Origin of the sequence: Cohaesibacter sp. ES.047, assembly GCF_900215505.1 — a bacterium.
Lineage (GTDB): Bacteria > Pseudomonadota > Alphaproteobacteria > Rhizobiales > Cohaesibacteraceae > Cohaesibacter.
In genome coordinates this window covers 1,951,450-1,974,174 of sequence record NZ_LT907844.1, presented here as the reverse complement: position 1 = coordinate 1,974,174, position 22,725 = coordinate 1,951,450, and the positions used below count along the sequence as shown (strand labels likewise).

General features: G+C 56.6%; 19 protein-coding genes and 1 tRNA gene. 10 read left to right on the top strand and 10 right to left on the bottom strand.

What is annotated here, in order from left to right; translation table 11 throughout:
• Positions 1 to 209: 209 nt before the first annotated feature.
• Positions 210 to 1,112 carry a UTP--glucose-1-phosphate uridylyltransferase GalU gene (gene galU, locus CPH65_RS09010; RefSeq protein WP_096173174.1) on the top strand — a complete coding sequence of 301 codons (903 nt, stop codon included), beginning with the start codon at positions 210 to 212 and terminating at the stop codon, positions 1,110 to 1,112.
• 86 nt (positions 1,113 to 1,198) lie between these two features.
• On the opposite strand, the gene CPH65_RS09005 is transcribed toward galU, so the two are convergent.
• Both CPH65_RS09005 and CPH65_RS09000 read right to left on the bottom strand, forming a co-directional pair.
• Positions 1,199 to 1,549 carry a VOC family protein gene (locus tag CPH65_RS09005; RefSeq protein ID WP_096173173.1) on the bottom strand — a complete coding sequence of 117 codons (351 nt, stop codon included), beginning with the start codon at positions 1,547 to 1,549 and terminating at the stop codon, positions 1,199 to 1,201.
• A 247-nt stretch (positions 1,550 to 1,796) separates the two neighbouring features.
• Positions 1,797 to 2,879 carry a DUF2336 domain-containing protein gene (locus CPH65_RS09000; RefSeq protein ID WP_096173172.1) on the bottom strand — a complete coding sequence of 361 codons (1,083 nt, stop codon included), beginning with the start codon at positions 2,877 to 2,879 and terminating at the stop codon, positions 1,797 to 1,799.
• A gap of 201 nt (positions 2,880 to 3,080) precedes the next feature.
• Here CPH65_RS09000 and tsaA point away from each other — a divergent pair, with 201 nt between their 5' ends.
• On the top strand, positions 3,081 to 3,581 hold the full coding sequence (gene tsaA / locus CPH65_RS08995; RefSeq protein ID WP_096176325.1) for a tRNA (N6-threonylcarbamoyladenosine(37)-N6)-methyltransferase TrmO: 501 nt from the start codon (positions 3,081 to 3,083) through the stop codon (positions 3,579 to 3,581).
• 123 nt (positions 3,582 to 3,704) lie between these two features.
• Here tsaA and CPH65_RS08990 read toward each other — a convergent pair whose 3' ends face one another.
• The 6 genes from CPH65_RS08990 to CPH65_RS08965 form a co-directional block, all read right to left on the bottom strand.
• The gene (locus tag CPH65_RS08990; protein ID WP_096173171.1) at positions 3,705 to 4,670 is read right to left on the bottom strand and encodes a pirin family protein; all 966 of its coding nucleotides are present in this window, start codon (positions 4,668 to 4,670) and stop codon (positions 3,705 to 3,707) included.
• A 226-nt stretch (positions 4,671 to 4,896) separates the two neighbouring features.
• Positions 4,897 to 6,549 carry an energy-dependent translational throttle protein EttA gene (gene ettA, locus CPH65_RS08985; RefSeq protein ID WP_096173170.1) on the bottom strand — a complete coding sequence of 551 codons (1,653 nt, stop codon included), beginning with the start codon at positions 6,547 to 6,549 and terminating at the stop codon, positions 4,897 to 4,899.
• A gap of 137 nt (positions 6,550 to 6,686) precedes the next feature.
• Positions 6,687 to 8,216 carry a DEAD/DEAH box helicase gene (locus CPH65_RS08980; RefSeq protein WP_096173169.1) on the bottom strand — a complete coding sequence of 510 codons (1,530 nt, stop codon included), beginning with the start codon at positions 8,214 to 8,216 and terminating at the stop codon, positions 6,687 to 6,689.
• A gap of 289 nt (positions 8,217 to 8,505) precedes the next feature.
• Positions 8,506 to 9,447: a sensor domain-containing diguanylate cyclase gene (locus CPH65_RS08975; RefSeq protein ID WP_096173168.1), complete on the bottom strand. Its 942-nt coding sequence runs from the start codon at positions 9,445 to 9,447 to the stop codon at positions 8,506 to 8,508.
• Positions 9,448 to 9,701: 254 nt separating this feature from the next.
• On the bottom strand, positions 9,702 to 10,415 hold the full coding sequence (gene ung, locus CPH65_RS08970; RefSeq protein WP_096173167.1) for a uracil-DNA glycosylase: 714 nt from the start codon (positions 10,413 to 10,415) through the stop codon (positions 9,702 to 9,704).
• Positions 10,412 to 10,924 carry a GNAT family N-acetyltransferase gene (locus tag CPH65_RS08965; RefSeq protein ID WP_157747580.1) on the bottom strand — a complete coding sequence of 171 codons (513 nt, stop codon included), beginning with the start codon at positions 10,922 to 10,924 and terminating at the stop codon, positions 10,412 to 10,414. Before CPH65_RS08965 ends, ung begins: the two co-directional genes overlap by 4 nt.
• A gap of 226 nt (positions 10,925 to 11,150) precedes the next feature.
• On the opposite strand from CPH65_RS08965, the gene CPH65_RS08960 reads away from it, so the two are divergent.
• From CPH65_RS08960 to CPH65_RS08930, 7 genes are all read left to right on the top strand, one after another.
• Positions 11,151 to 11,825, top strand: coding sequence for a CerR family C-terminal domain-containing protein (locus CPH65_RS08960; protein ID WP_096173165.1), 675 nt, complete (start codon positions 11,151 to 11,153; stop codon positions 11,823 to 11,825).
• Positions 11,822 to 12,784, top strand: coding sequence for an HlyD family secretion protein (locus tag CPH65_RS08955; RefSeq protein WP_096173164.1), 963 nt, complete (start codon positions 11,822 to 11,824; stop codon positions 12,782 to 12,784). The genes CPH65_RS08960 and CPH65_RS08955 overlap by 4 nt, the downstream gene beginning before the upstream one ends.
• Positions 12,781 to 13,722, top strand: coding sequence for an ABC transporter ATP-binding protein (locus tag CPH65_RS08950; protein WP_096173163.1), 942 nt, complete (start codon positions 12,781 to 12,783; stop codon positions 13,720 to 13,722). Before CPH65_RS08955 ends, CPH65_RS08950 begins: the two co-directional genes overlap by 4 nt.
• Positions 13,719 to 14,849, top strand: a complete 1,131-nt coding sequence (locus CPH65_RS08945; protein WP_096173162.1) for an ABC transporter permease — start codon at positions 13,719 to 13,721, stop codon at positions 14,847 to 14,849. The genes CPH65_RS08950 and CPH65_RS08945 overlap by 4 nt, the downstream gene beginning before the upstream one ends.
• 88 nt (positions 14,850 to 14,937) lie before the next feature.
• Complete coding sequence (locus CPH65_RS08940; RefSeq protein WP_096173161.1) at positions 14,938 to 15,657, top strand: ABC transporter ATP-binding protein; 720 nt, start codon at positions 14,938 to 14,940, stop codon at positions 15,655 to 15,657.
• 14 nt (positions 15,658 to 15,671) lie between these two features.
• Complete coding sequence (locus CPH65_RS08935) at positions 15,672 to 18,038, top strand: ABC transporter permease (RefSeq protein WP_096173160.1); 2,367 nt, start codon at positions 15,672 to 15,674, stop codon at positions 18,036 to 18,038.
• 30 nt (positions 18,039 to 18,068) lie between these two features.
• On the top strand, positions 18,069 to 19,292 hold the full coding sequence (locus tag CPH65_RS08930; RefSeq protein ID WP_096173159.1) for an efflux RND transporter periplasmic adaptor subunit: 1,224 nt from the start codon (positions 18,069 to 18,071) through the stop codon (positions 19,290 to 19,292).
• Positions 19,293 to 19,323: 31 nt separating this feature from the next.
• Here CPH65_RS08930 and CPH65_RS08925 read toward each other — a convergent pair.
• Positions 19,324 to 19,400: transfer RNA gene (locus tag CPH65_RS08925), tRNA-Ile, on the bottom strand.
• Between the two features lie 295 nt (positions 19,401 to 19,695).
• Here CPH65_RS08925 and CPH65_RS08920 point away from each other — a divergent pair.
• Complete coding sequence (locus CPH65_RS08920) at positions 19,696 to 20,415, top strand: SIMPL domain-containing protein (protein WP_096173158.1); 720 nt, start codon at positions 19,696 to 19,698, stop codon at positions 20,413 to 20,415.
• 117 nt (positions 20,416 to 20,532) lie between these two features.
• On the opposite strand, the gene CPH65_RS08915 is transcribed toward CPH65_RS08920, so the two are convergent.
• The gene (locus CPH65_RS08915) at positions 20,533 to 22,617 is read right to left on the bottom strand and encodes a hypothetical protein (RefSeq protein ID WP_172891420.1); all 2,085 of its coding nucleotides are present in this window, start codon (positions 22,615 to 22,617) and stop codon (positions 20,533 to 20,535) included.
• Positions 22,618 to 22,725: the final 108 nt, after the last annotated feature.

Here is a 22,725-nt window from a genome sequence, read left to right as displayed (position 1 = left end):
TTACCTGCATAGACATGTCCTTCTCGCTAAAAAGTGACGAAGCACCCGTTCCCAGTCATGCCATACAAATATGGTAAAGATAGTAAACCGTTTACCAAGAAATGGGAGTTTTCCTTAGTGAAAATAATTTGCTTTTGATTGGAACCATCCGCCTCGCGGGGCGTTTATAACAGCGTACGACTTTTTAAAAGGCCTGGAGTAACTAAAATATGGTAAAACCAATTCGTAAAGCCGTCTTTCCAGTGGCGGGTCTCGGCACGCGCTTTCTGCCAGCAACCAAGGCAATGCCCAAGGAAATGCTGACCATCGTCGATAGACCGGTGATTCAATATGTTGTTGATGAAGCCAAAGCCGCAGGTGTCGAGCATTTCATCTTCGTTACAGGCCGCAACAAAGGTGTCATCGAAGACCATTTCGACATTCAGGTCGAGCTGGAGCATACACTGGAGCAACGCGGCAAACTGGACACGCTCGGCATATTGCGCCGCGACATGCCCAAAGCCGGTCACACCAGCTTTACCCGGCAGCAGCAGCCAATGGGCCTCGGGCATGCCGTTCTGTGCGCTCAGGAACTGGTTGGCGACGAACCCTTTGCACTTCTGCTTCCCGACATGATCATGAAGGCCCCTCGCGGCTGCCTCTCCCAGATGATGGAAGTCTACCAACAACGTGGCGGCAACATTGTTGCACTCGAGGAAGTGCCCGAAAAGGACACCCACAAATACGGCGTCGTTCAGACCGGCGAAGTGCGTGAGACGGACTATGAAATTCTCGGCATGATCGAGAAACCGGCTCAGGGCCACGCCCCGTCGAATCTCATTCTGTCAGGCCGCTACATTCTGCAGCCTGAAATCTTCAAGTATCTGGCCTCACAGCCCCCGGGTGCCGGCAACGAGATCCAGTTGACCGATGCCATGATCCAGTTGAAGAACGATCAGGACTTCTCGGGCGTGAAATTCACGGGTCAGACCTTTGACTGCGGGTCCAAATCCGGCTTCCTGATGGCCAACGTGGCCTTCGGCATGGAGCGAGGCGACATCGCACCGAACGTTGCCGATACGATCCGTGAAATCGTCCAGAATTACGACGACCGCAACGGCATTGAAGCCTGATCGCCACACAGCTGTTTGATAAACACAACGAAAAAGCGGACCTCAACCGGGGTCCGCTTTTTTACGTCACAATGTTGAGAGGGCCATCACTCCACGAGACTGACAATATTGCCCGACGGATCGATGAGATGGGCGAGATAACCGCCCCAGAATTGCCGCTCAGGCGGCGCCACGAATGGCACACCCCGAGCCTTGAGAACCTTGTAGAGCTCGGGCAAATCATCAACGACAAGCGACAGGCCGGTAAAGCGACCGATCAATGATGCCTGTGGACCTCTGGCATCCTCTTCCTCGATGATCACCAACATGCCAGGCTCGAATCCGACAGCTCCCTGTTCCGAGCGATCCCAGACCATGGGCCACTCGAGAGAATTGGCATAAAACTCACGTGCGGCAGCAAGATCTCTGACAAAAATTCGAAAGGCGGTTACGTGCATCGACCGTTCCCCATCATTTTCCCGTTGCAACCTTATTGCACAACTCGCCCGATGGGTCCAACCGGCAAATTGGCTGAAGGCAGCTTATCACCTTGCCGGCGGGTCTTCACACGTGGGTCTGTTAAAATAGGTGCACCCATGGCACCAGCCAAATGATCAAAGACGGGCTCCCAAAGGAGCCTGTCTGATTGCAGACGATATCAGAAATTCCCGTCCAGCATCAACAGTTTGGCCACCTGCTGCCGGATCAGTCAAGAAGTAATCCGTCTCGCGACCACAAAAGCGCCTGACTTCTCGCCTCTTCAACGGTTAGCGACACATATTGCCTGATGACAGCGCTACACTGGTTCTTGGACAAACACAGCAGCCACGGGCCGCATTCCAGAATATCCTTTACGAGGCGGTCGGAGAAGCCGAGCAACTTAAACAGGCTCAGGATCTGGTTCCACTGCACCGAAGACATCATCCGCGCCACAATCTCGTGTGGGAAACCACTGACCAGTGCAATGCCGCAGACAAGGTCCGCAAACTGATCATTGCAGGCAAACTGCCGCAGGATACCCTTGTCGAGCAGACCTTGCTTGTTGAAGCGCTCCGCCTTCCAGAGAGAATTCTCGAATTTGTATCGACCCAGATAGGAATGCCGCGACAGATCATACATCGACTGAGAGACATTCGGCTCGATCTTCTGCCACAGCTCCGGCAAACTCACACTGCCCTGCGGGACAATCTGTTTTGGAGCCTCATGGTTGCGGCCGTCGCCACCTGACTGCCCGCGCTGAACCAGTTCGTGAGCCAGCATCTGATCATTGGCAGCGGCTGACTTCAGGGCGCTCATGCCCAACTCCGAGAATTCGGCATCGCTGTTTGCAGCCAGCTTGATCAGCACAGACCCTTTTTTCGATCTGATCAGAACATCGGTCACCAGTACGCTGAGCGATTTGCGCATACTGATGGATACCATATGCTCTTCACCCTTCTCATCACTGACTTCCACAAGGTCGATATCAGTCAGAACCGGTGAATTGCGCAGCACCGGATCAGCCACGCTGATCAGGTCAAAAGCGAAGCGCCGAATAATCTCATGCGGCGCATTGCTCAAGCGACAGATTTTCTTGGCAGCAAAGGACCGGGTTTCAACCCCCACGAGATCGGCCAGACGCTGCATGACAGTGTCATAGGTATCAATCTGCTCTTGTGTGCAATGGTCCGCTGTCAGCGAAAACAACGTAGCTACGTGGCGCATAAGCTCGTCGCTTCTGCCCCGATCGCCCTGGCCGCTCAGAACTTTCCAGTCAACCAGTTCTGTTTTTGGGTTGGCAGCTTGCATGTTACTTCCCCGTAAAAAATCTCGGCCCTGACGATGGAGTCGCAAAGGCAGTTCCGAAACAAGCTAACAGGTGCATGTGTAAAATCGCCTAAATCGCCAGCGGGAATTTGATGATAAACTGCGGCAAATTTGATGAAAATTTGAACGACTCTGCTAGCATTGCGCTATCCATCCGCATGCAATACCAAAGGCCAAAATCCCATGAACAAACGCCCCGGAGAAATCGAACTGAACCACAACAGCCTCAACCATGACGCGTGGATCAGCTTTATTGGACGGATCGAAACGCCGTTCAAAACCCGCGATCAATGCCCCCGCCACGGCCGGAAAACGGACGAAGTGGCGCGCATCAGACTGAAGCCTGACTTTATTCCGGGCCTCAAATCCCTTGAAACCTGTTCCCATGTCATTGTTTTATATTGGATGCACGAAGCGGACCGGACGCTGATCCAGCAACGCCCCAAATTCGCCGATGCCATTCATGGCACGTTTGCCTTGCGGTCACCCAACAGACCCAACCCGATCTCGCTCTCAGTGGCGGATCTACTGGAAGTTACAGAGGACGGGCTTCTTGTCAGACATCTGGATTGTCTTGATGGAACACCCCTGTTGGACCTGAAGCCCTATTTTCCGCATACGGATTCCATCCCCGACGCAAACGCAGGCTGGTTCGACACGTTAAAATCTGACGGAAAAGCCTAACCAACAGATAACCATAAGTTCATTGCTTGCTGAAACGGCCAAATAGGACAGGCCAAAGAACCATGACAGCCGCGGAGATGTTCAGCATCAAGACCCGCTCCGAGCGATGATTGTCGACACGCTCTAGCGCTTGATCTTCATGCGATCCATTTCCGGAGTGATCGGAATGAACTCCTCCGCGTCCCCTGCCGGCAGCCGAAACAGTCCCGATTTGAAATTAGCCGCTTTCCAGGCTTCCTTGGCCTCCTCGATCTTGTCCACCGAGGAGGAGACGAAGTTCCACCAGATATATCGTGGCCCGTTGAGGGTCTCTCCCCCAAGAGCCATGACGCGTGCCCCCCGAGCGCCAGCGCGCACGGCGATACGATCACCGGGGCGAAAGACCATCATGTGGCCCGCCTCAAAAGTCTGACCCGCCACTTCGATGCTTCCTTGCGTGACATAGAGCCCGCGATCTTCATGACCATCCGGCATGGGAAAGGATGCATGCGGCTCTAGCGTCACGTCGGCATAGAAGATTTCGCTGTGCATCGTTACCGGCGAGGCTTCGCCCCACGCGTTGCCAAGAATGAGCCGCGCAAATGCGCCATTGTCGTTGAGCTCAGGCAAGGCTTTCTTGGCATGATGCTCAAAAGTCGGAGCCATGTCCTCACGGTCCTCAGGCAACGCCACCCAGGTCTGAACCCCGAAAAGACTGTGCGGTGTCTTGCGCCGCGTTTCAGCGCTGGTCCGTTCCGAATGCGTCACGCCTTCGCCAGCCAGCATCCAGTTGACCTCGCCGGGGTAGATCATCTGGCGCGTACCGATGCTATCGCGATGCTCGAACTCGCCCTGATAAAGATAGGTAACCGTGCCAAGGCCGATATGGGGATGAGGCTGGATATCGATCCCACCTTCCGTGATGAACTCCGCAGGCCCCACCTGATCAAAGAAAATGAAGGGGCCAACCATCTGCCGCTTCATCGACGGCAGGGCGCGACGGACTTCAAAGCCAGCCAGATCCCGCGCGCGCGGAATGATCAGGGTTTCGATCAGGTCCGGGTCATTGGCTCCAGACAGATCGTGATCAAGGGTTGGGTTCCAGCTCATGGCTCAATCCTCTCATCGTTGGCGCACACACAAGCGTGGTGCAATCGCGTCAGAGGGCGCGTCCCCTATGACTAGCAGTATCGCATCATATGGGTTTGCTTGAAAGGTTGTGTAACCCATCCCTCGACCATCAGCCTCATGCAGCCAAACTCATAAACCCAATCCCATAAGAAAACCCCGGACGATGGCTCGTCCGGGGTCACAGATTTCAGCAAGATCTGAATGATCAGCGCGTGAAGGGCTTGTATTTGACACGCTTGGGATTGACCGCATCCGGACCAAGACGGCGAACCTTGTCCGCTTCGTAATCCTCAAAGTTGCCTTCAAACCATTCCACGTGACTGTCGCCTTCAAAGGCCATCATGTGCGTTGCCAGACGGTCAAGGAACATACGATCATGGCTGATGACCACGGCGCAACCGGCGAAATCCTCAAGCGCATCTTCAAGCGCGGCAAGAGTTTCAGTGTCCAAATCGTTGGTCGGCTCATCGAGCAGCAGCACGTTGGCACCGGATTTCAGAACCTTCGCCAGATGCACCCGGTTCCGCTGACCACCTGACAGGGAGCCCACTTTCTGCTGCTGATCGCCACCCTTGAAGTTGAAGGCGGAGCAATAGGCGCGGCTGTTCATCTCGCGCTTGCCAAGCTTGATGATGTCATCGCCGCCGGAAATCTCTTCCCAGACAGTCTTGTCAGCATCGAGCGCATCGCGGGACTGATCCACATAGCCCAGATGCACGGTTTCACCCAGACGCAAGGATCCCTCATCAGGCTCCTCCTTTCCGGTCAGCATCTTGAACAGGGTGGTTTTGCCGACACCGTTCGGGCCGATCACACCAACAATGCCGCCCGGCGGCAGTTTGAAATCAAGACCATCGACCAGCAGACGATCACCGAAGCCCTTTTTGAGACCTTCGGCTTCAATCACCACATCACCAAGACGCTCTCCCGGCGGAATGATGATCTGGGCCGAGCCCGGAGCCCGCTCTTCGTTGCGCTTGAGCAACTCGTCATAGGCCTTGATACGAGCCTTGGATTTGGCCTGACGCGCTTTCGGGCTGGCGGCAATCCATTCCTGTTCGCGCGACAGGGCACGCTGGCGAGCTGCTTCCTCGCGGCCTTCCTGAGCCAAACGCTTGGCTTTCTTCTCAAGGTAGGCCGTATAGTTGCCTTCGTACGGAATACCCGAGCCACGGTCGAGCTCGAGAATCCAGCCGGTGACATTATCAAGGAAGTAGCGATCATGGGTGATGATCAGCACGGAACCCTTGAATTCGCGCAGGTGCTTTTCGAGCCAGTTCACGGTCTCGGCGTCAAGATGGTTGGTCGGTTCGTCGAGCAGCAGAAGATCCGGCTCGGCCAGCAGCAGTTTGCAGAGCGCCACGCGGCGTTTCTCGCCACCAGACAAGACCGACACGTCGGCATCAGAAGGAGGACAGCGCAAGGCGTCCATGGCCATCTCGACCACAGAGTCCAGATCCCACAGGTTCTGGCTGTCGATGATGTCCTGAAGCTTGGCGCCCTCTTCCGCGGTCTCGTCGGAATAGTTCATCATCAGCTCGTTGTAACGGTCGAGAATGGCCTGCTTTTCCGCAACCCCTTCCATCACGTTACCGAGCACATCCTTGCTTTCATCCAGCACCGGTTCCTGTGGCAGATAGCCGATCTTGGCCCCGTCCGCCGCCCAAGCTTCGCCAGTGAATTCATTGTCGAGACCAGCCATAATCCGCAGGATCGTCGACTTACCCGCGCCGTTGGGCCCGAGGATACCAATCTTGGCATCGGGGTAGAAAGAAAGATGGATATTGTCCAGCACCTTCTTGCCACCGCTATAGGTCTTGGACAGGCCGTGCATGTGATAGATGAATTGTCGAGCCATTAATCGCTACCATTCAGTGAATCAAAGGGAAAGTTGCCCCGTTTTAATGGGCTGAGCGAGGGGATTCAATCCCCCAATAAAAAGAAGACGGCCATTGGCCGCCTTCAAACCTTGAGAAAACTAGAGACCATCAGGCCTTACATGTAGGCAGCTTCACCAGCCGGACGCCCACGGCGTCCCCTGTTGTTGCCTTGAGATTGGCCGGGTGCACCGGAGGGCTTGCCGTAGCGACGACCATTCTTTTTACCCTGATCCGCTTTACCCTGTGCGTGCCTGTCCTGAGCTGGTTTGCCCTGAGCTGGCCGGCTCTGCTCGCGCTTGCCCTGTGCTCGCTGATCATCCTGACCATTGCCGGTCGCGCGATCTTCAAGCGGAGACCAAGACCGGCCGCCATTGCCACCCCTGCGCTTGGCGGTCTGGGCTCTCTTGCCATCGTCATTCTGGCCTTTGCGATGCGATGAGGCACGCGGTGCACCTTGACCGGACGGCTTACGGCGCGCTCTTGGTGATGCTTCGGCAGCGCTCGCATCAACGGATGAATAGCTATCGTCCATCTCGCTTGGCAGTTTGTTGCCGATCAGGCGTTCGATATCGCGCAGGAGCTTTGCCTCGGATGGATCACACAGAGAGATCGCCACGCCTTCGCGTCCAGCGCGGGCGGTACGGCCGATCCTGTGAACATAGGCTTCTGGCACTTCCGGCAGCTCATAATTGACCACATGCGAAACATCATCGATATCGATACCGCGCGCGGCAATGTCCGTGGCAACCATGATCGTGGTTTCGCCGGTCTTGAAGCTCGCCAGCGCCCGAACCCGCTGGCCCTGACTCTTGTTGCCATGAATGGCGGTGGCCGACAGACCAGCCTTCTGCAAGGTCTGGCTCACACGGTCAGCGCCCCGCTTGGTGCGGGTGAAGACAATCGCACGATCCACTTCGCCACCAGAGAGGAGGCGCGTCAACGAGCGCGCTTTCGACGCGCGGGACATGAGGTGAACGCTCTGAGCGATCCGCTCAATCGGGCGCGACGCGGCGCCAACAGAAACCTCGACCGGATCGGTCTGGAAATCTTTTGCCAGCGCACGAATCTGCGGCGGCATGGTAGCGGACAGCAAGGATGTCTGACGCTTCTTCGGCAGCAGCTTCATGATCCGGCGGATATCGGGAATGAAGCCCAGATCGAGCATGTGATCGGCTTCATCCAGTACCACGCAATGGGTCTGTGTCAGGTTCAGATGCCCGTTGGAGACATGGTCGAGCAAGCGGCCCGGTGTGGCAACAACGATATGGCTCCCGCTTGCCAGTTTGCGAATCTGAGGGGTGGGTTTGACGCCACCGACCACGACGGTCACGGAAACACGCATGTTCTTGCTGTATTTACGGATATTGTCCGCGATCTGGGCAACCAGCTCACGTGTCGGCGCGATGATCAGTGCATCGCAGCCCTTGGGTGTCGGACGTCTGTCATTGCGGGCCAGTCGATCAAGGATCGGCAACACGAAGGAGGCCGTTTTGCCGGTTCCCGTCTGGGCGATGCCGACAATGTCCTGACCGGACAAGGCAACCGGAATAGCCTGTGACTGAATGGGGGTAGGTTCGGCATAGCCATTGGATTCGAGGGCACGAAGAATTGGTTCGGCAAGGCCGAGTTCATTGAAATTTTTCAAGTAGTTACTTCCATATGACATTGCTTGTTCGCGCAAAATTTGCAGCGAGCAATGACGTTTCGTCGTAAAAGGGGGAAGCTTGCGCAGAAAAGCTGCCTATGGGGTGTGACCTGTGATGGGTCCGTCCCGGCAACAATCATCAAGATTGTTAGCAAGAATACTTGCTCGCTGATATCAAGACTATCGTCCACGCACGGGCAAGAAAGGCCTACATACAGCATGGACGATGGATACGCAAGACAATTCGCCGCAGGACAGTTCTACCTGAAAAGCCCGGCTGCGATTGTCATCAGCAAGCAGTCAGCACAATCCTCGGGTTGAGGTCATATTTGGAGCCATTGAAATAGAAACAGTTCCTGCCGTCTTCCTTGCAACGATAGAGCTGCTGGTCCGCCTGCTCCATGACAAACGCCACCGTATCTCCAGGCTGCGCCAGAGCCCCGCCTATCGAGGCTGAAAAGGTAACCGCCTCAGTCTCCAGTTCGATCCATGATTCCTTGATCAGATGCAGCAGGCGCCGGCCGATGACACTCACCCCCTCCTTGGTCGCCTCGGGGATTAGGATCACATATTCATCGCCCCCCCAACGACAGGCGATATCGCGTGGGCGTAGAGCAGACAACAGGGTCTGGGCCACGGTTTTGATCACTCGGTCCCCAAGTTTGTGGCCCCAGGTATCATTGATGGATTTGAAATTATCGACGTCGACAATGATCACACCAAACGGAATGCCTCTGGCCACAAGACCGGCTTCATAGCTTTCAAGGGTGATATCCGCATAGCGCCGGTTGCCAATACCGGTCAGGGGGTCTGTAAGCACTTCCTGCCGCAGCGTTTCAACCTCGGAGATCATGGCGCGATGCTGCCGATCATCCTTGAAAATCTCAACCGCACCAGTCACCCGCCCATTTTCATCGTGTGTGGGAAAGGAGCGAATATGCACCGGCATGCGAAAACCGCTCTTGTGATGCATATAGACATGGGTTTCACGCGGCTCGCCATCCCTCATGCTCGCAGACAGGGGACACCCCTTGAAACAGAGGTGAGTGCCCGCGTCATCGACATGTTGCAGCGTGTTTTCCGCGCAACATTTACCCAGAACCTCATCCGCTTTATAGCCACTCAGCTCTTCGGCTGCCTTGTTCCAGTAAAGGATTTGGCGCTTGCGATTGACGAAATAGACACCATCAGTCATGGCGTCGAGAATCTTCTCGTAAAAGGATTGATCCATGTTGCTGCTCGTCCCCCCAATATGATCAGCCTTCCGTTGCCAACTAAACCAAAAAGACCGCGCCTGAAAAGACACGGCAACTTTAGAACAGCCGAGTGCTGGCTTCCCCTCTCCCCCCAGAGTTGCCCGAGAGCCAGAAACCGCAACCAGAACGATCACCTCATTTTGGAGCGTAAAGTCTTATTAAAATGTAAATAATTCATATGGTCCGCAAGTTTGCACATGAATCCCACGCCCCAATCCCGGACATGGTTTCAAAATCTTGACCAGTCGATTTTGCCACGGCCACGCGCCTCAAGAAATGCATTGGCACGCGAGAAGCAACCCGAGCCAAGAAAGGCGTCAAATCCTTTTCCGGCCTTACGGGCACCAAGCGGGCTTGGATGGGATGTGCGGATCACGCAGTGCTTTTCTTCGTTGATCCCCTCAACCAGCTTGTGGCTGTGACGCCCCCAGGCAAGAAACACCGCCGGCGCATCTTGCCTGTTCACCCGATCCAGAATCGCCGCCGTAAAAGCTTCCCAGCCTTTCTTGGCATGGGAGGCTGCCAGCCCCTGCCGGAGGGTGAGTGTGCTGTTGAGCATCAAAACCCCTTGCGCCGCCCAGCCCGAAAGATCGCCGTGCGAAGGAGGAACCAGACCGCAATCGGCGGACAGTTCCTTATAGATATTGACGAGCGAACGGGGCGGCTTGATACCGCGCGGCACAGAAAAGGAAAGCCCCATGGCGTGCGGCATGTCCCCCTCGACACCCGGATAGGGATCCTGACCGGTTATCACCACCTTGACCGCATCGGGCGGTGTCTGGGTGAGCGCCCGCAGACGCTGCCCGCGTTCGGGCAAAATACGCGCCTGCGCTTCTTCTTCACAAAGCCAACTCTCCAACTGCTCCAACCGCGATTGCTGGTCAGACAGTCCTGCCAGCCAGCCGCCGGAGCCTTTGAGTTCATCAAACAGGCTGATGCTCATGCCTCCTGCCCTCCGGAACTGCCGCCACTGAGAACACGAAACGCGTCACCCTTGACCGCAAAGATCTTCTCGCTCTCGGACCATTGGAACCCGCAAGCCTCATAAAAGCCCTGTGCCGACAGATTGGCCGCGTCGACCGACAGTCTGAGATAGCAACAGCCGCGGTCCCTGCCTATGGCCGCGACCTGCTCAATGAGCTTGCGTCCCAACCCCAGCCCGCGCGCCTTGTTCGACACATAGAGATCCTGAACATAAAAGCCCGGCTTGCCTTGCCATGTTGAAAAGCTGTTGAAGTAAAGACACATGCCGACAGCCTCCCCATCCAGTTCGGCGATCACTGCCTCAAACGCAGGCACGTCGCCAAACCCGTGCTCCGCATAGTCTTCGGCACGAGCCACATGCTTTTCCGTGTCACCCAAAAAGGCAGACAGCTCCGACACCATGTGATGGATCAGTGCGGCATCCGTTTTTTGCGCAACACGAAACCGAAGCGGCTTGCTGCTTTCCATGGTGGCTGAGCGAGGCTTTTCCATCTTGGTGTGGTCCTTCAAGGTCATTTTGCGAGATTGGATTCGGCGCGACCTTACAACAGCTTATCCGTCAGGATCAAACACGCATCCCCATGACGCTCGGGGCTTTCACCTCATCTCTCCATAAATTAAATCAATCGATTGATTTAATTTACCTCACGTGATAGCGTGATCACGCAATAAAGACGAGAAACGGTTCAGCATCATGGCACGACAAACACGATCAGAGGCTACCAGAACAGCGCTTATCGACGCCGCTTTCGAGTTGTTCGGCGACAAGGGATATGCCGCGGCATCAACACGCGAGATCGCTTCAGCGGCTGGTACAAACATCGCCTCCATCACTTATCATTTTGGCGGCAAGGCCGGTTTGCGCATGGCTTGCGCGGAGACAATCGTCAGCCACATGCTAGCCCAGCGCAAAGCACCGGACCAGATCGCAACGCCCCGGATCGCTCAAAACGCAGAGACCGAGTTCGAGCTTTTCATGCTGCGTCAGGCCAACATGTTGCTCAGCCTCAACAAAGCCCAGACTATGGTCCGTTTCCTGTTTCGCGAACTTTATGAGCAAACGGAAGTCTTTGAGCATATGTATCAGAGGTTCTTCGGTCCCGTCTTCGACCATGTTTCCACCCTCTGGGCCAAAGCGATAGACATTGATCCTGAGGAGGCTCAATCAAATGAAAACAAGATCCGGATCTTCTCGGTTATTGCCCAGATCGCCTATTTCCGCATCGGCCAACCGGTGGTTGTCCGTCATCTTGGCTGGGCCGACTACGACACAGACGAAACCGAACAGATCCTCCGCGTCCTTCAGACCAACATTCGCGCACTCATCGCCGCTTATCGAACCACATCCAGCCATAGGACCACACAATGAGCTTCCTCTGTTCCATCCCGCTTGTGTCCATGCTCATGAGTGGCTGCCTACCGCCCGAACCCTTGGCCACGGGCTACGTCGAAGGTGACTATGTTCTGGTTGCCCCCATCGAGACAGCGCAGATCGCGGCCATCCCGGTCAAACGCGGCGACCGTGTCAGCGATGACCAGCCCCTTGCCATCCTTGAGCGGCGCGATGCAGAAATCACAGTCGCCCAGTCCGAAGCCGCGCTGGCGCAGGCAAAAAGCAAACTCGCCGATCTCGAACAGGGAGCACGACCGGAAAAGATTGCGACCATCAAGGCCTCCATCGCAGCAGCCGACGCAAGCGCCAAGGAGGCCAAACGCGACATGGAGCGCCAGCAGAAACTGGCCGCCAAAGGCACTGTTTCGGAAAGCAAACTGGAATCGGCCCGAACCAGCTATGATGTGGCAAAAGCCAAGGTGGAGGAATTGCAGGCCGATCTCGCCTATACCAGACTTCCCGCCCGCAAGGATGAAATCGCAGCAGCCACCGCCTCCGTCAAACAGGCTGAAGCGGCCCTTGAATCGGCAGAATGGCGCCTCACCAAACGCACCCTGAAAGCCAGCCAACCCGGAATTGTCGTCGATGTCATCCGCGATATGGGCGAAGTCGCGGGTCCCTCAGCCCCCGTTTTATCGATCTTGCCGGATGGCGGTGCGAAGCTGCGTCTCTACATTCCCGAAAAGGATATTGCCACCATCAAGCTGGGCAGTCGCCTGAGCGTCGAATGCGACAGTTGCACGGGCGATCTCAGTGCGACGGTCAATTACATCTCCGATGGACCGGAGTTCACCCCGCCGGTGATCTATTCCCTCGAGAACCGCCAAAAGCTGGTTTACCTGATCGAAGCCAAGCTGGGCAAGGACAGCGCCCTCAAGCCCGGCCAGATTGTCTCGGTTCGTCTTGACACCGGAACCGGCGGAGAGACCCGATGAAGGCGATTGACGTTAAAAATCTCGTCAAGCGTTTTGGCGACAAAACCGTTGTCAACAATGTCTCCCTGACCGTCGATCAGGGCGAGATTTCCGGTTTCCTCGGCCCCAACGGCTCGGGCAAGACAACAACGATCCGCGTCATGTGCGGCTTGCTGACCCCGGATGAAGGCGAAGGCACGGTGCTCGGCCACGACTTGCGCCGCGAGCAATTGCACATCAAGCGTCAGGTCGGCTACATGACGCAGAAATTCTCGCTCTATACCGATCTGACCATCGAGGAAAATCTCTATTTCGTTGCCCGCCTCTATGGCCTTTCGCCAGCGCGCGACTTTGTCCGCGACACGCTTGAAAATCTTGGGCTGACGTCTCGCAAAAGCCAGTTGGCCGGACTTCTGTCAGGCGGCTGGAAGCAGCGCCTCGCCCTCGCAGCCTGTATCATGCACAAGCCCAAGCTTCTGCTGCTCGACGAGCCGACCGCAGGCGTCGATCCAAAGGCGCGCCGGGAATTTTGGGATGAAATCCACCAACTCGCCGCGGACGGCATGACGGTGATGGTCTCCACCCACTATATGGACGAGGCCGAACGCTGCCACCGCATCAACTATATCGCCTACGGCACGCTTTTGACCTCCGGCACGGTTGAAGAGGTCGTGCAACAAGCCGGCCTGCACACCTTCATCCTCACCGGCAAAGAAGCGCCCCTTGCCTCCGGCCAGCTTCAGACAATGGAGGGCGTCGACCAGATCGCCCCCTTTGGGAACAATCTGCATGTGGTTGGTCACGACAAGGCGCTTTTGGAAAAAGCCGTGCGCAAGGTGGCGAGTGATTTTGACATCCGCTTCGAACCCGGAGAGACGACACTGGAGGATGTTTTCATCCAGTATATGGCCCAGTCGACCGACAATATGGACAATGGCAACAGCAGGAGCATGGCGTGACCCTCAATCGCTTTTTCTCCTCCACTCGCCTCTACGCCCTGCTGGCCAAGGAAATCACCCAGATGATGCGCGACCGCATCACCTTTGCCATGATGATCGGCATCCCGCTGGTTCAGCTCGCCCTGTTCGGCTTTGCCATCAACACCGATCCCAAGCGCCTGCCCGCTGCGCTCGTGACCACCTCTCAGGATCAATTCACCCGCGCCATGGTCAGCGCCCTTGAGGTTACCAATTATTACCGCTTCGACTATCTGGTCTCGACGGTAGAAGAAGCCGATCAATTGATGCAGAAGGGCAAGGTCACCTTCATCGTCACCATCCCGTCCGACTTTTCCAAGCGGGTCCTCAAGGGCGACAACCCGCAAATCCTGATCGAGGCGGATGCCACTGACCCGTCCGCCTCGTCAGGCGCGGTCTCGACCCTGAAAACTGTCGCCAATCAGGCTTTCCTGCGTAAGCTGGGCAAGGTTGAGAGCAACAATTCGGGCCTCGATATCGTGGTTCACCGACGCTACAACCCCGAAGGCATCACCCAATATAATATCGTGCCGGGCCTGCTCGGCGTCATCCTGCAGCTTGTCATGGTGATGATGACGGCCATGGCCCTGACGCGGGAGGTCGAGCGCGGGACAATGGAAAACCTGCTTGCCATGCCCGCCACACCCTTCGAGATCATGCTGGGCAAGATCCTGCCCTATCTAGGCATTGGCGGGGTGCAGGTGGTGGTCATTCTGGTTGCGGCCAGGGCGGTCTTTCATGTCCCCTTTGTTGGCTCCCTGCCGCTGTTGCTCCTTGGCATCATGATCTTCATCGCCTCATTGGTGCTGATTGGCTACACCATCTCCACCATCGCCCGCAGCCAGATGCAAGCCATGCAGATGAGCTTCTTCTTCTTTCTTCCCTCGCTGATGCTATCGGGCTTCATGTTTCCCTTCAAGGGCATGCCGGACTGGGCCCAGATGCTCGGCAGCATCTTCCCGTTGACCTATTTTCTGAGGCTGGTCAGAGGCATCATGCTCAAGGGCGCAGATCTGCAAGCAGTCCAGTCCCCGCTGATCGCCCTCGTCGTCTTCACGGTCCTTGTGGCAATCCTCGCCCTTTTGCGCTTCCGCAAGACACTCGACTAACTTGCGCGACTGGAAGTCGGCACGCAAAAGGCCTATATTCGGAGCAGCACGCAACCGTGTTCGCAAGCGATGTCAAAGGACTTCGGCCATGAAGCAGGATACGCCCTCCTTCGCCTTCCGCACCAAAGGCCTGACCAAGACCTATGGAGAGGGAAACGCAGCCGTCCACGCGCTCAGAGGGGTCGATCTGGAAATCCCTCAAGGAGAGATCGTCGTCCTTCTCGGCCCATCGGGCAGCGGTAAGTCCACCCTGCTCAACATCATTGGCGGCCTTGATCGCGCCAGCGAAGGCGAAGTCTACTTCAGGGACATGAGCCTCTCAGACCTCTCGGACGACAAGCTCACCCTCTATCGCCGCGATCATGTCGGCTTTGTCTTCCAGTTCTACAATCTTATGCCAAGCCTGACGGCGTTGGAAAATGTCCAGCTCGTCACCGAAATTGCCGATGATCCCCTCGATGCACAAGAAGCCCTCGCTCTTGTGGGCCTCAAGGAACGGTCCCACCACTTCCCGGCCCAGATGTCCGGCGGTGAGCAGCAAAGGGTGGCCATCGCCCGCGCCATTGCCAAACAGCCCAACGTGCTCTTTTGCGACGAGCCGACAGGCGCGCTCGACAGCTCGACAGGCCGGGTCATCCTGAAGGTCTTGAAGGACGTGAACGAGAAACTGGGGGCGACCGTCCTCATCGTCACCCATGCCGCCAGCACGGCCTTAATGGCCGACCGGGTGATCCATTTTGCCGATGGCCAGATCCGGGAAGTCGAAACAAACGCCGCCCCTCTTTCACCCGATGAGATCGAATGGTAGGAGGCTGATGATCCATGATGTCTCCGCTCGACCGCAAGCTGCTGCGTGATCTGTGGCGCATGAAGGGCCAAGCCATCGCTATCGCTTCGGTGATTGCGACCGGGGTGATGCTGCTCGTTATGATGTCCGGCGTTGTGACCTCGCTCAGTGAAACCCGGCGGGCCTATTATGAACGCAACCGGCTGGCGCATGTCTTTGCCCCGGTCAAACGCGCTCCGCTCCATGTCATCCGCGATCTGGCAGACCTGCCCGGAGTCACGGCCGCAGAGGGCCGGGTGACAGGGTCCGCTCTCATCAGCCTGCCAAGCCTGGAATTGCCCTTAAGGGCCACCGCCGTTTCCCTGCCCGATCTTGGTGAGCCACGCCTCAATGCCATTCATCTAACCGACGGACGCCAGATCAGCCACGACAAGCCTGACGAAATCATTCTGCTCAACAGCTTTGCCCGAGCCCATAACCTCACCCCCGGCGACGCTCTTTCAGCCACCATGAATGGCGCCAAGCGCACCTTCCGCATCGTTGGTCTGGCGCAGTCTCCGGAATATCTCTACAGCGTCGCGCCGGGCGAAATGATTTCCGACGACAGCCGCTTCGGCGTCATCTGGATGAGCCAAACCGCCCTGTCCGCCGCCTATGACATGCAGGGTGCCTTCAACGAAGCGCTTTTGTCCCTTGGCCCCCGCACCAGTCTTCAGGAGATCCTTGATCGGGTCGACATGGTTCTCGATCCTTATGGCGGTCTTGGGGCTTATGGCCTGAAGGATCAGACCTCCAACCGCTTCATCAGCGAAGAAATCGTCGGCATGGAGGGCTCGTCCCGCGTCGTACCGCCCATCTTTCTGGCGGTCGCCGCATTCCTGCTCAACATCGTGATCTCCCGCATGGTGCAGTCCGAGCGTGAGCAGATCGGCCTCATCAAAGCCTTCGGCTACACCAATTGGGAGGTGGGCCTACATTATTTCAAGTTCGTGCTGGTGATCGCCATCGGCGGCGCTGTCGCCGGCTGTCTGAGCGGCATAGCGCTGGGCCGCGGCATGATGAGCCTTTATCTCACCTATTACAAATTTCCCATTCTCGTCTTCGAGCTGGATCCGGCCTCCTTCGTGACAGCCTTTCTCATCTCGATCCTTGCCGCGTCGGCGGGCGGGTTGTTTGTCCTGCGCAGCGTCTTTGCGCTCACGCCGGCGGTCGCCATGCGCCCGCCAGCTCCGGATGACTATTCCCGCACGGGCCGGTTTGGTGCCTTGTTTGAAAGCCTGCTTGATCAACCCAGCCGCATGGTTCTGCGCCGCATCACCCGACAACCAGGGCGGATGCTGGGTGCCCTCGTTGGCATCGCCTGCGGCATGGCGCTGTCGGTTTCAATGATTTCGCTCCTCGCCGGTTTCGACAAGACCATGAACCTGACCTTCTCCGTCATGGACCGAAGCGATGTCACCGTAACCTTCACTCATGCCTTAGGCCAGAAGGCCGTTCATGAACTGCAAAGCCTGCCCGGCGTGTTGCAGGTTGAGCCGGAACGCAGCGTATCAGCCCTCTTGCGCAATGGTCTGAGATCCTATCGCGGCAGCATCGAAGGGCTCACGGATGCCCCCCACCTCAAGCGTGCCATCGCCAAGGACCTCTCCCCCATCGCGCTCGGGGATCAAGGCATCGTGCTGTCAAAAGCCCTCGCCAAAACCCTCGACATCACCCCCGGCGAGATGCTGACCGTCGAGATCCTTGAGGGCCGCCGCCCGATCCTGAAAATCCCGGTCGCCAATTTCGCTGAAAGCCTGCTTGGTTCACCCGCCTATATGCGCATCGATGCCCTCAACAAAGTGCTCAAGGAGCCTTTGCGGATTTCAACCGCCTATCTGCGCATCGACAGCAATCAAGCGGACCAGATTTTCAAAGCGCTGAAAGATCGCCCCAATGTGGCTGGGGTCAGCCTTAAATCCGACGCTCGAGCAGCCTTGCAGAAAATGATGAACACAGGCGCCGGCTCAATGCGGTTTGTCATGGTCGCCATCGCAGCGATCATCACCTTCGGCATTGTCTATAACGCCGCCCGCATCGCCTATGCGGAACGTTTGAGAGATCTTGCCAGCCTCAGGGTAATGGGTTTCACCCGTTCCGAGGCCGCCTTCGTTCTTTTGGGCGAATTGGCGGTCATCACTCTCGCAGCCCTGCCGCTTGGCAGCCTGATGGGTTATTATCTCAATTACAGTATCGCCGAAGGTTTCAGCACGGATCTTTATCAGATCCCGACCATCTTCTCCCCGGCAAGCTATGGCACCGCAGCGCTCGCCGTGTTGATCGCAGCCTTCCTGTCAGGCTGGCTGGTAAAACGTGACATCGACCGGGCGGATCTCGTCTCCGCCCTCAAAATCAGGGAATAGTCTCAGTTTGCATCACTGGGGAAAAACATCATGGCCAAGAAGAAATCCCGCTCCGCCTTCACCATTCTCGCCGCTCTTTTAACTGTCGGGGCTTTGGCCTATGCCTTCTGGCCGCGACCGACCATGGTTGACATCGGTCAGGTGACCCGTGGCTCAATGATGGTGACCATCGACGAAGAGGGCAAGACCCGGGTTCGCGATGCCTATGTTGTCTCAACGCCGGTTGCCGGGCGGCTGATGCGTGTCGAAGCAGACCCCGGCGACGCGGTCATCAAGAACGAAACAATTGTCGCCCGGATGCGCCCGACCAACCCGTCTGCTCTTGATATCCGAACCCGCGAACAGGCCCGCGCCGCCGTCACCGCCGCCGAGGCAGCCCTGAGAGTAGCCCGCGCCGACCTCAACAAAGCCATCGGCGATCTGGACTATGCGCGCAGCGAGTGGAAGCGAACAGAGGCCCTCTCCGAACAGGGCACAGCCAGCACTGCCACCCTTGAGCTCAAACGCAAAAGCGTCAGAAGCGCAAGCGCCATGAAGGACAATGCCGAAGCCGCCATCGCCGTCCGCGAAGCCGAGCTTGCCAACGCCCGCGCCCGCCTGATCAGCTTTGACGGCTCCGACCTTGCGTCCGCCAAGTTCGAAGAAAAGGCGATCCCGCTGCGCGCGCCGACGACAGGGCGCATCCTCCGCATCCTCCAGCAAAGCGAAACCACCCTGCCCGCCGGTAGCAAGATCATGGAAATCGGCAACATCGACAATGATCTGGAAGTCGAGGTGGATCTGCTCTCGAGCGACGCGGTGCAGATCAGCCCCGGTGATCGCGTCCTGATCGAACAATGGGGCGGCAGCGACCAATTGGAAGGAAAAGTGGAGCGCATAGACCCTTGGGGCTACGAGAAATATTCGTCCCTTGGTGTCGAAGAACAGCGCGTCAATGCCATCATCCAGTTCACGGGATCAGAGGCCAGCAGAAGCAAGCTCGGCCATGGCTACCGGGTCGAGGTCAAGATCATCATCTGGCAGCAAAACGACATCCTGCTCATCCCCTCGAACGCCCTCTTCAGGGATGGCCAAGACTGGGCCGTCTTCAAGGTCGTTGATGGACGCGCCGAGAAGACCAACGTCACGGTCGGCAAGGACAATGGTCTCAAGGCCCAGATCCTTGATGGCCTCAACGAAGGCGACCAGATCATCCTCTACCCCTCCTCAGGCATCACCAGCGGCATCCGCGTCAAGCAGCGCGTGGTCGAATAAGCACGAGATGATCGAGTGGAAAGGAAAAGAGTGGTAGGACCGGAGGGACTTGAACCCCCAACCAGACCGTTATGAGCGGTCGGCTCTAACCAATTGAGCTACGGTCCCCAACCAGACATGCCCCCATCATCAGAGAGGCAATGCCATAGGGCTTCCGGAAGGCAAGGTATCGCCCAAAGATCCAGAAGTGCAAATGACGTATACCGAATTGCGTATTCAGGCAAGCCCTGCACCAACAGGCAGTGGATAGTGTAGGATCCACAGGCAACTGAACGCGAAAACCCGCGCGAGGACGGCAATCAGGACGGGAAAACCTGTTCGTTCCCTCAAACCGCCACAAAGCCGGTCGATCACTGACGATGGCTGCGACAGGCCCAAGACAATTTGAGGAGACAGACACACAATGAGAAAGCAGTTTCTTGCTCTCGCCGCTATCGTTCCACTCATGACTCTGCCAGCGCTCGCCGCAGAAAGCACCAACGGCACCCTAACCATTTCGGGCACAGGCTCTGTCAGCAAAGCGCCGGACATGGCCATCCTGTCCGCAGGTGTCGAATCCCGCGAGAAAACCGCCAAGGCGGCCCTTGCCGACAACAACGCCAAGATGGAAGCTCTGTTCGCCGAGCTGGACAAGGCGGGCATTGCCAAAAAGGACATCCAGACCAACAACTTCAACATCAATCCGCAGTTGGTTTACCCGCGCAACGATAACAATTCGGAACCCAAACCGCCCCGCATTGTCGGCTATCAGGTGAACAACCGCGTCACGGTTTCCATCAAGGCTCTGGACAGCGTCGGATCGGTGCTCACGGCCCTTGTCAACGCCGGGGCCAACAACATCTCGGGCCTGCGTTTTGATATCTCCAACAAGGATGGCATCGAGGATGAAGCCCGCAAGGCCGCCATCGCCGACGCCCGCGCCAAGGCCGAGCTGTATGCCGCCGAGCTTGGTGTCGGGATCAAAAGGCTCAAGAGCCTGAGCGAAGGCAGCGCCCCACAGGCTCCGCGCCCGATGATGATGCGCGCCATGGCCAATGAAGCGATGGTCTCCAAGGTTCCGGTCGCCGAAGGTAGCCTCGATTTTGACGTGACTGTCAGCACCACATGGGAACTCGACAACTGATCCCCCATCGCTTCACAAGCGACATGTGAAGCAGTTAAGCCCGATTATGAAGAGAAAAACAAAGCCCGGACAATCACATGTCCGGGCTTTGTGAGTCAGAATGGGAGAGCGGTTAAGTTAAGGATCAAGCGCTTCATCACCTGAGCCTTGTTGCTCATCCTCTCCTGTAGCAGTTGCATTTTCACTATCAACTTCACCGCTCACTTTTTTACTTGATCCATCTGTGTTTCGCTTCCAGCGCTTTTCATATTTCAGCCCAATATCGATATTGACGGAAATCTCTTTGAAACCATCCAGAACTCGAGAAAGTGGATCGATGTATTTTCTCAGTTTGGATAGGAGCTTCATGAGCTTCTCAGGCTGGCTAATAAATTCTTTGCCTTTCACCAAACCGGCCCGAACGGTGTTGCGTACCTTCTCGTAGGCGCGTGTTTGTAGCTGTTTAGCGAAGCGCGTCAACGCATTGTCGGTTGCCAAACGTGAAGCAGCGGACAAAAAATTTCTGGCGACCAGAGCAAAATCGCCGCGATTCTTTTGCTGAACGGCTTCTGGTGCCTGCTCATCAGAAAGAGCTTTCATTTGCGCCAAAGCCGCTTTTGCCTCGTCAGTGGCAACATCTTCGCTTTGCTCAATAGTAGCCTCGACTTTGTCAAGATTTCCTTTGACGTCCCGATATGCCTCAGGGGGCAGGTTACGTGTTAAATTCTCAGCATCCTGCCTTGTCAGCTGAGGATACAAACCTTGCAAATCTTGAACACCACTTGAAACATCAAGCAACCCAGCAAGCTGTCGATGCGACAATTCCATCTCTGCGTCGGGCCTTGAGAAAACAAACGCCAAATTTTCAATGGAACGTGCGCGTGCCCGCAGCAACTGCGGACGAAGATCACCTATTTTCTCTGGCAAAATCTGGATCAGACGATCAATTTTCTGTCTTATTTGTGGGTCTACATTGGCTCCCACTAACTGCTCCGAAAATGCCTCAGCCATTCCTCTTAATTCATCAAGACAATCCTGCGCCCCTTCAGGATCCGTCGAAACATCCGACGGAGGAGAAATATCGATCTTTCCGCCTCGAAGCTCGAACCGATAGGCAGCGGGCACTTGCGGCTCGATATTCTCGATTGCGGTCTCAATATCCGCTTCGAGCTCGGCTTCAAGCTCGGCTATTTCTTCAAGTCTGGAGGCTCTAGGTTGGTCAGCATGCAAAGGATGGACATAAACACCTCGTTTGAGCCTGACGATCTCTCCGCTGTAAGTCAGTTCGCTAAGGCGCCATCCTACAGTGCTTTGTTTTGGGGGAGGTGCAAACTCAAGAAGGTGAGAACGTATTTCTTCGAGGGTTGCAGGTTCGCCTTTTCCGCTCAAATAAGCAACGATTCGCTCTGACCATTCATTCTTGGCAGGCGCCCCCCGCGCAATCTCGCCAATCTCGCCAATCTCCCGCAAGATATGCTCGGCGCTGCGATCCTCAGTGATCGTCCAGAATTCATCGGGCTTCAGAGCGATTTCGATATCTGCCTTTTCGCGAAACGCGCTGCGCGGTTGAGTGGCGCGCCCCATGGGCACAAGGGCGCGATACCAATCAAGGATTAGCCGCCATTCGGGCTTTCGTCCTCCTTTAGGATATGCCGCGAACCGTTTGAGCGGTTGTTTCACCCAGTCAGGCATCCCTTCCGCATCCCCTTCCAGCCAGAGCGGCTGGTCGATCAATCGACCATCATCGCCATGCGCCTCCAGCCATTCACAGTCAGCCTCAACAGATCGCCACATAGCAGCGGAGTCGGAGGCGAAGAGGTCGGAGTTGGCAGAGGTAGCGGCGTAAGAGGCGGAGGCGGCGGCGGCGTAAGAGGCGGTGTCGGAGGCGGAGGAGGAGGAGGAGGAGGAGGAGGAGGAGGAGGAGGCGGCGGAGGCGGAGCGGGCGGCGGCGGAGGAGGAGGAGGAGGAGGCGGCGGAGGCGGAGCGGGCGGCGGCCTTCATATCGTGGGCTGGATAAGTGCCCGCAGCCCACGATATGAAATTGGCTCGAAAGACTTTCAGGGTCAAGCCCTGACTTCGTTCAAGAGACGCTCGTTCAGGGTCCCATAGCACCAGCGGAAAAACACGCAAGGCCACCCGGGAGGCGATGCTCTGCGCCCAATCGATCGGCTTATCCTGAAGCCATTCTTCAAGCTCTTCTTTGGATGTGATCTGAACCGCCATGACGCCCCGCCTCTCTTAAGTCCCTCCAAGATGCCCCGCGACACATCAGAGGCGCAACCTCAAATGGGCACCATCAACATGCCATTCCCCGTAAAGACGACATCCCCA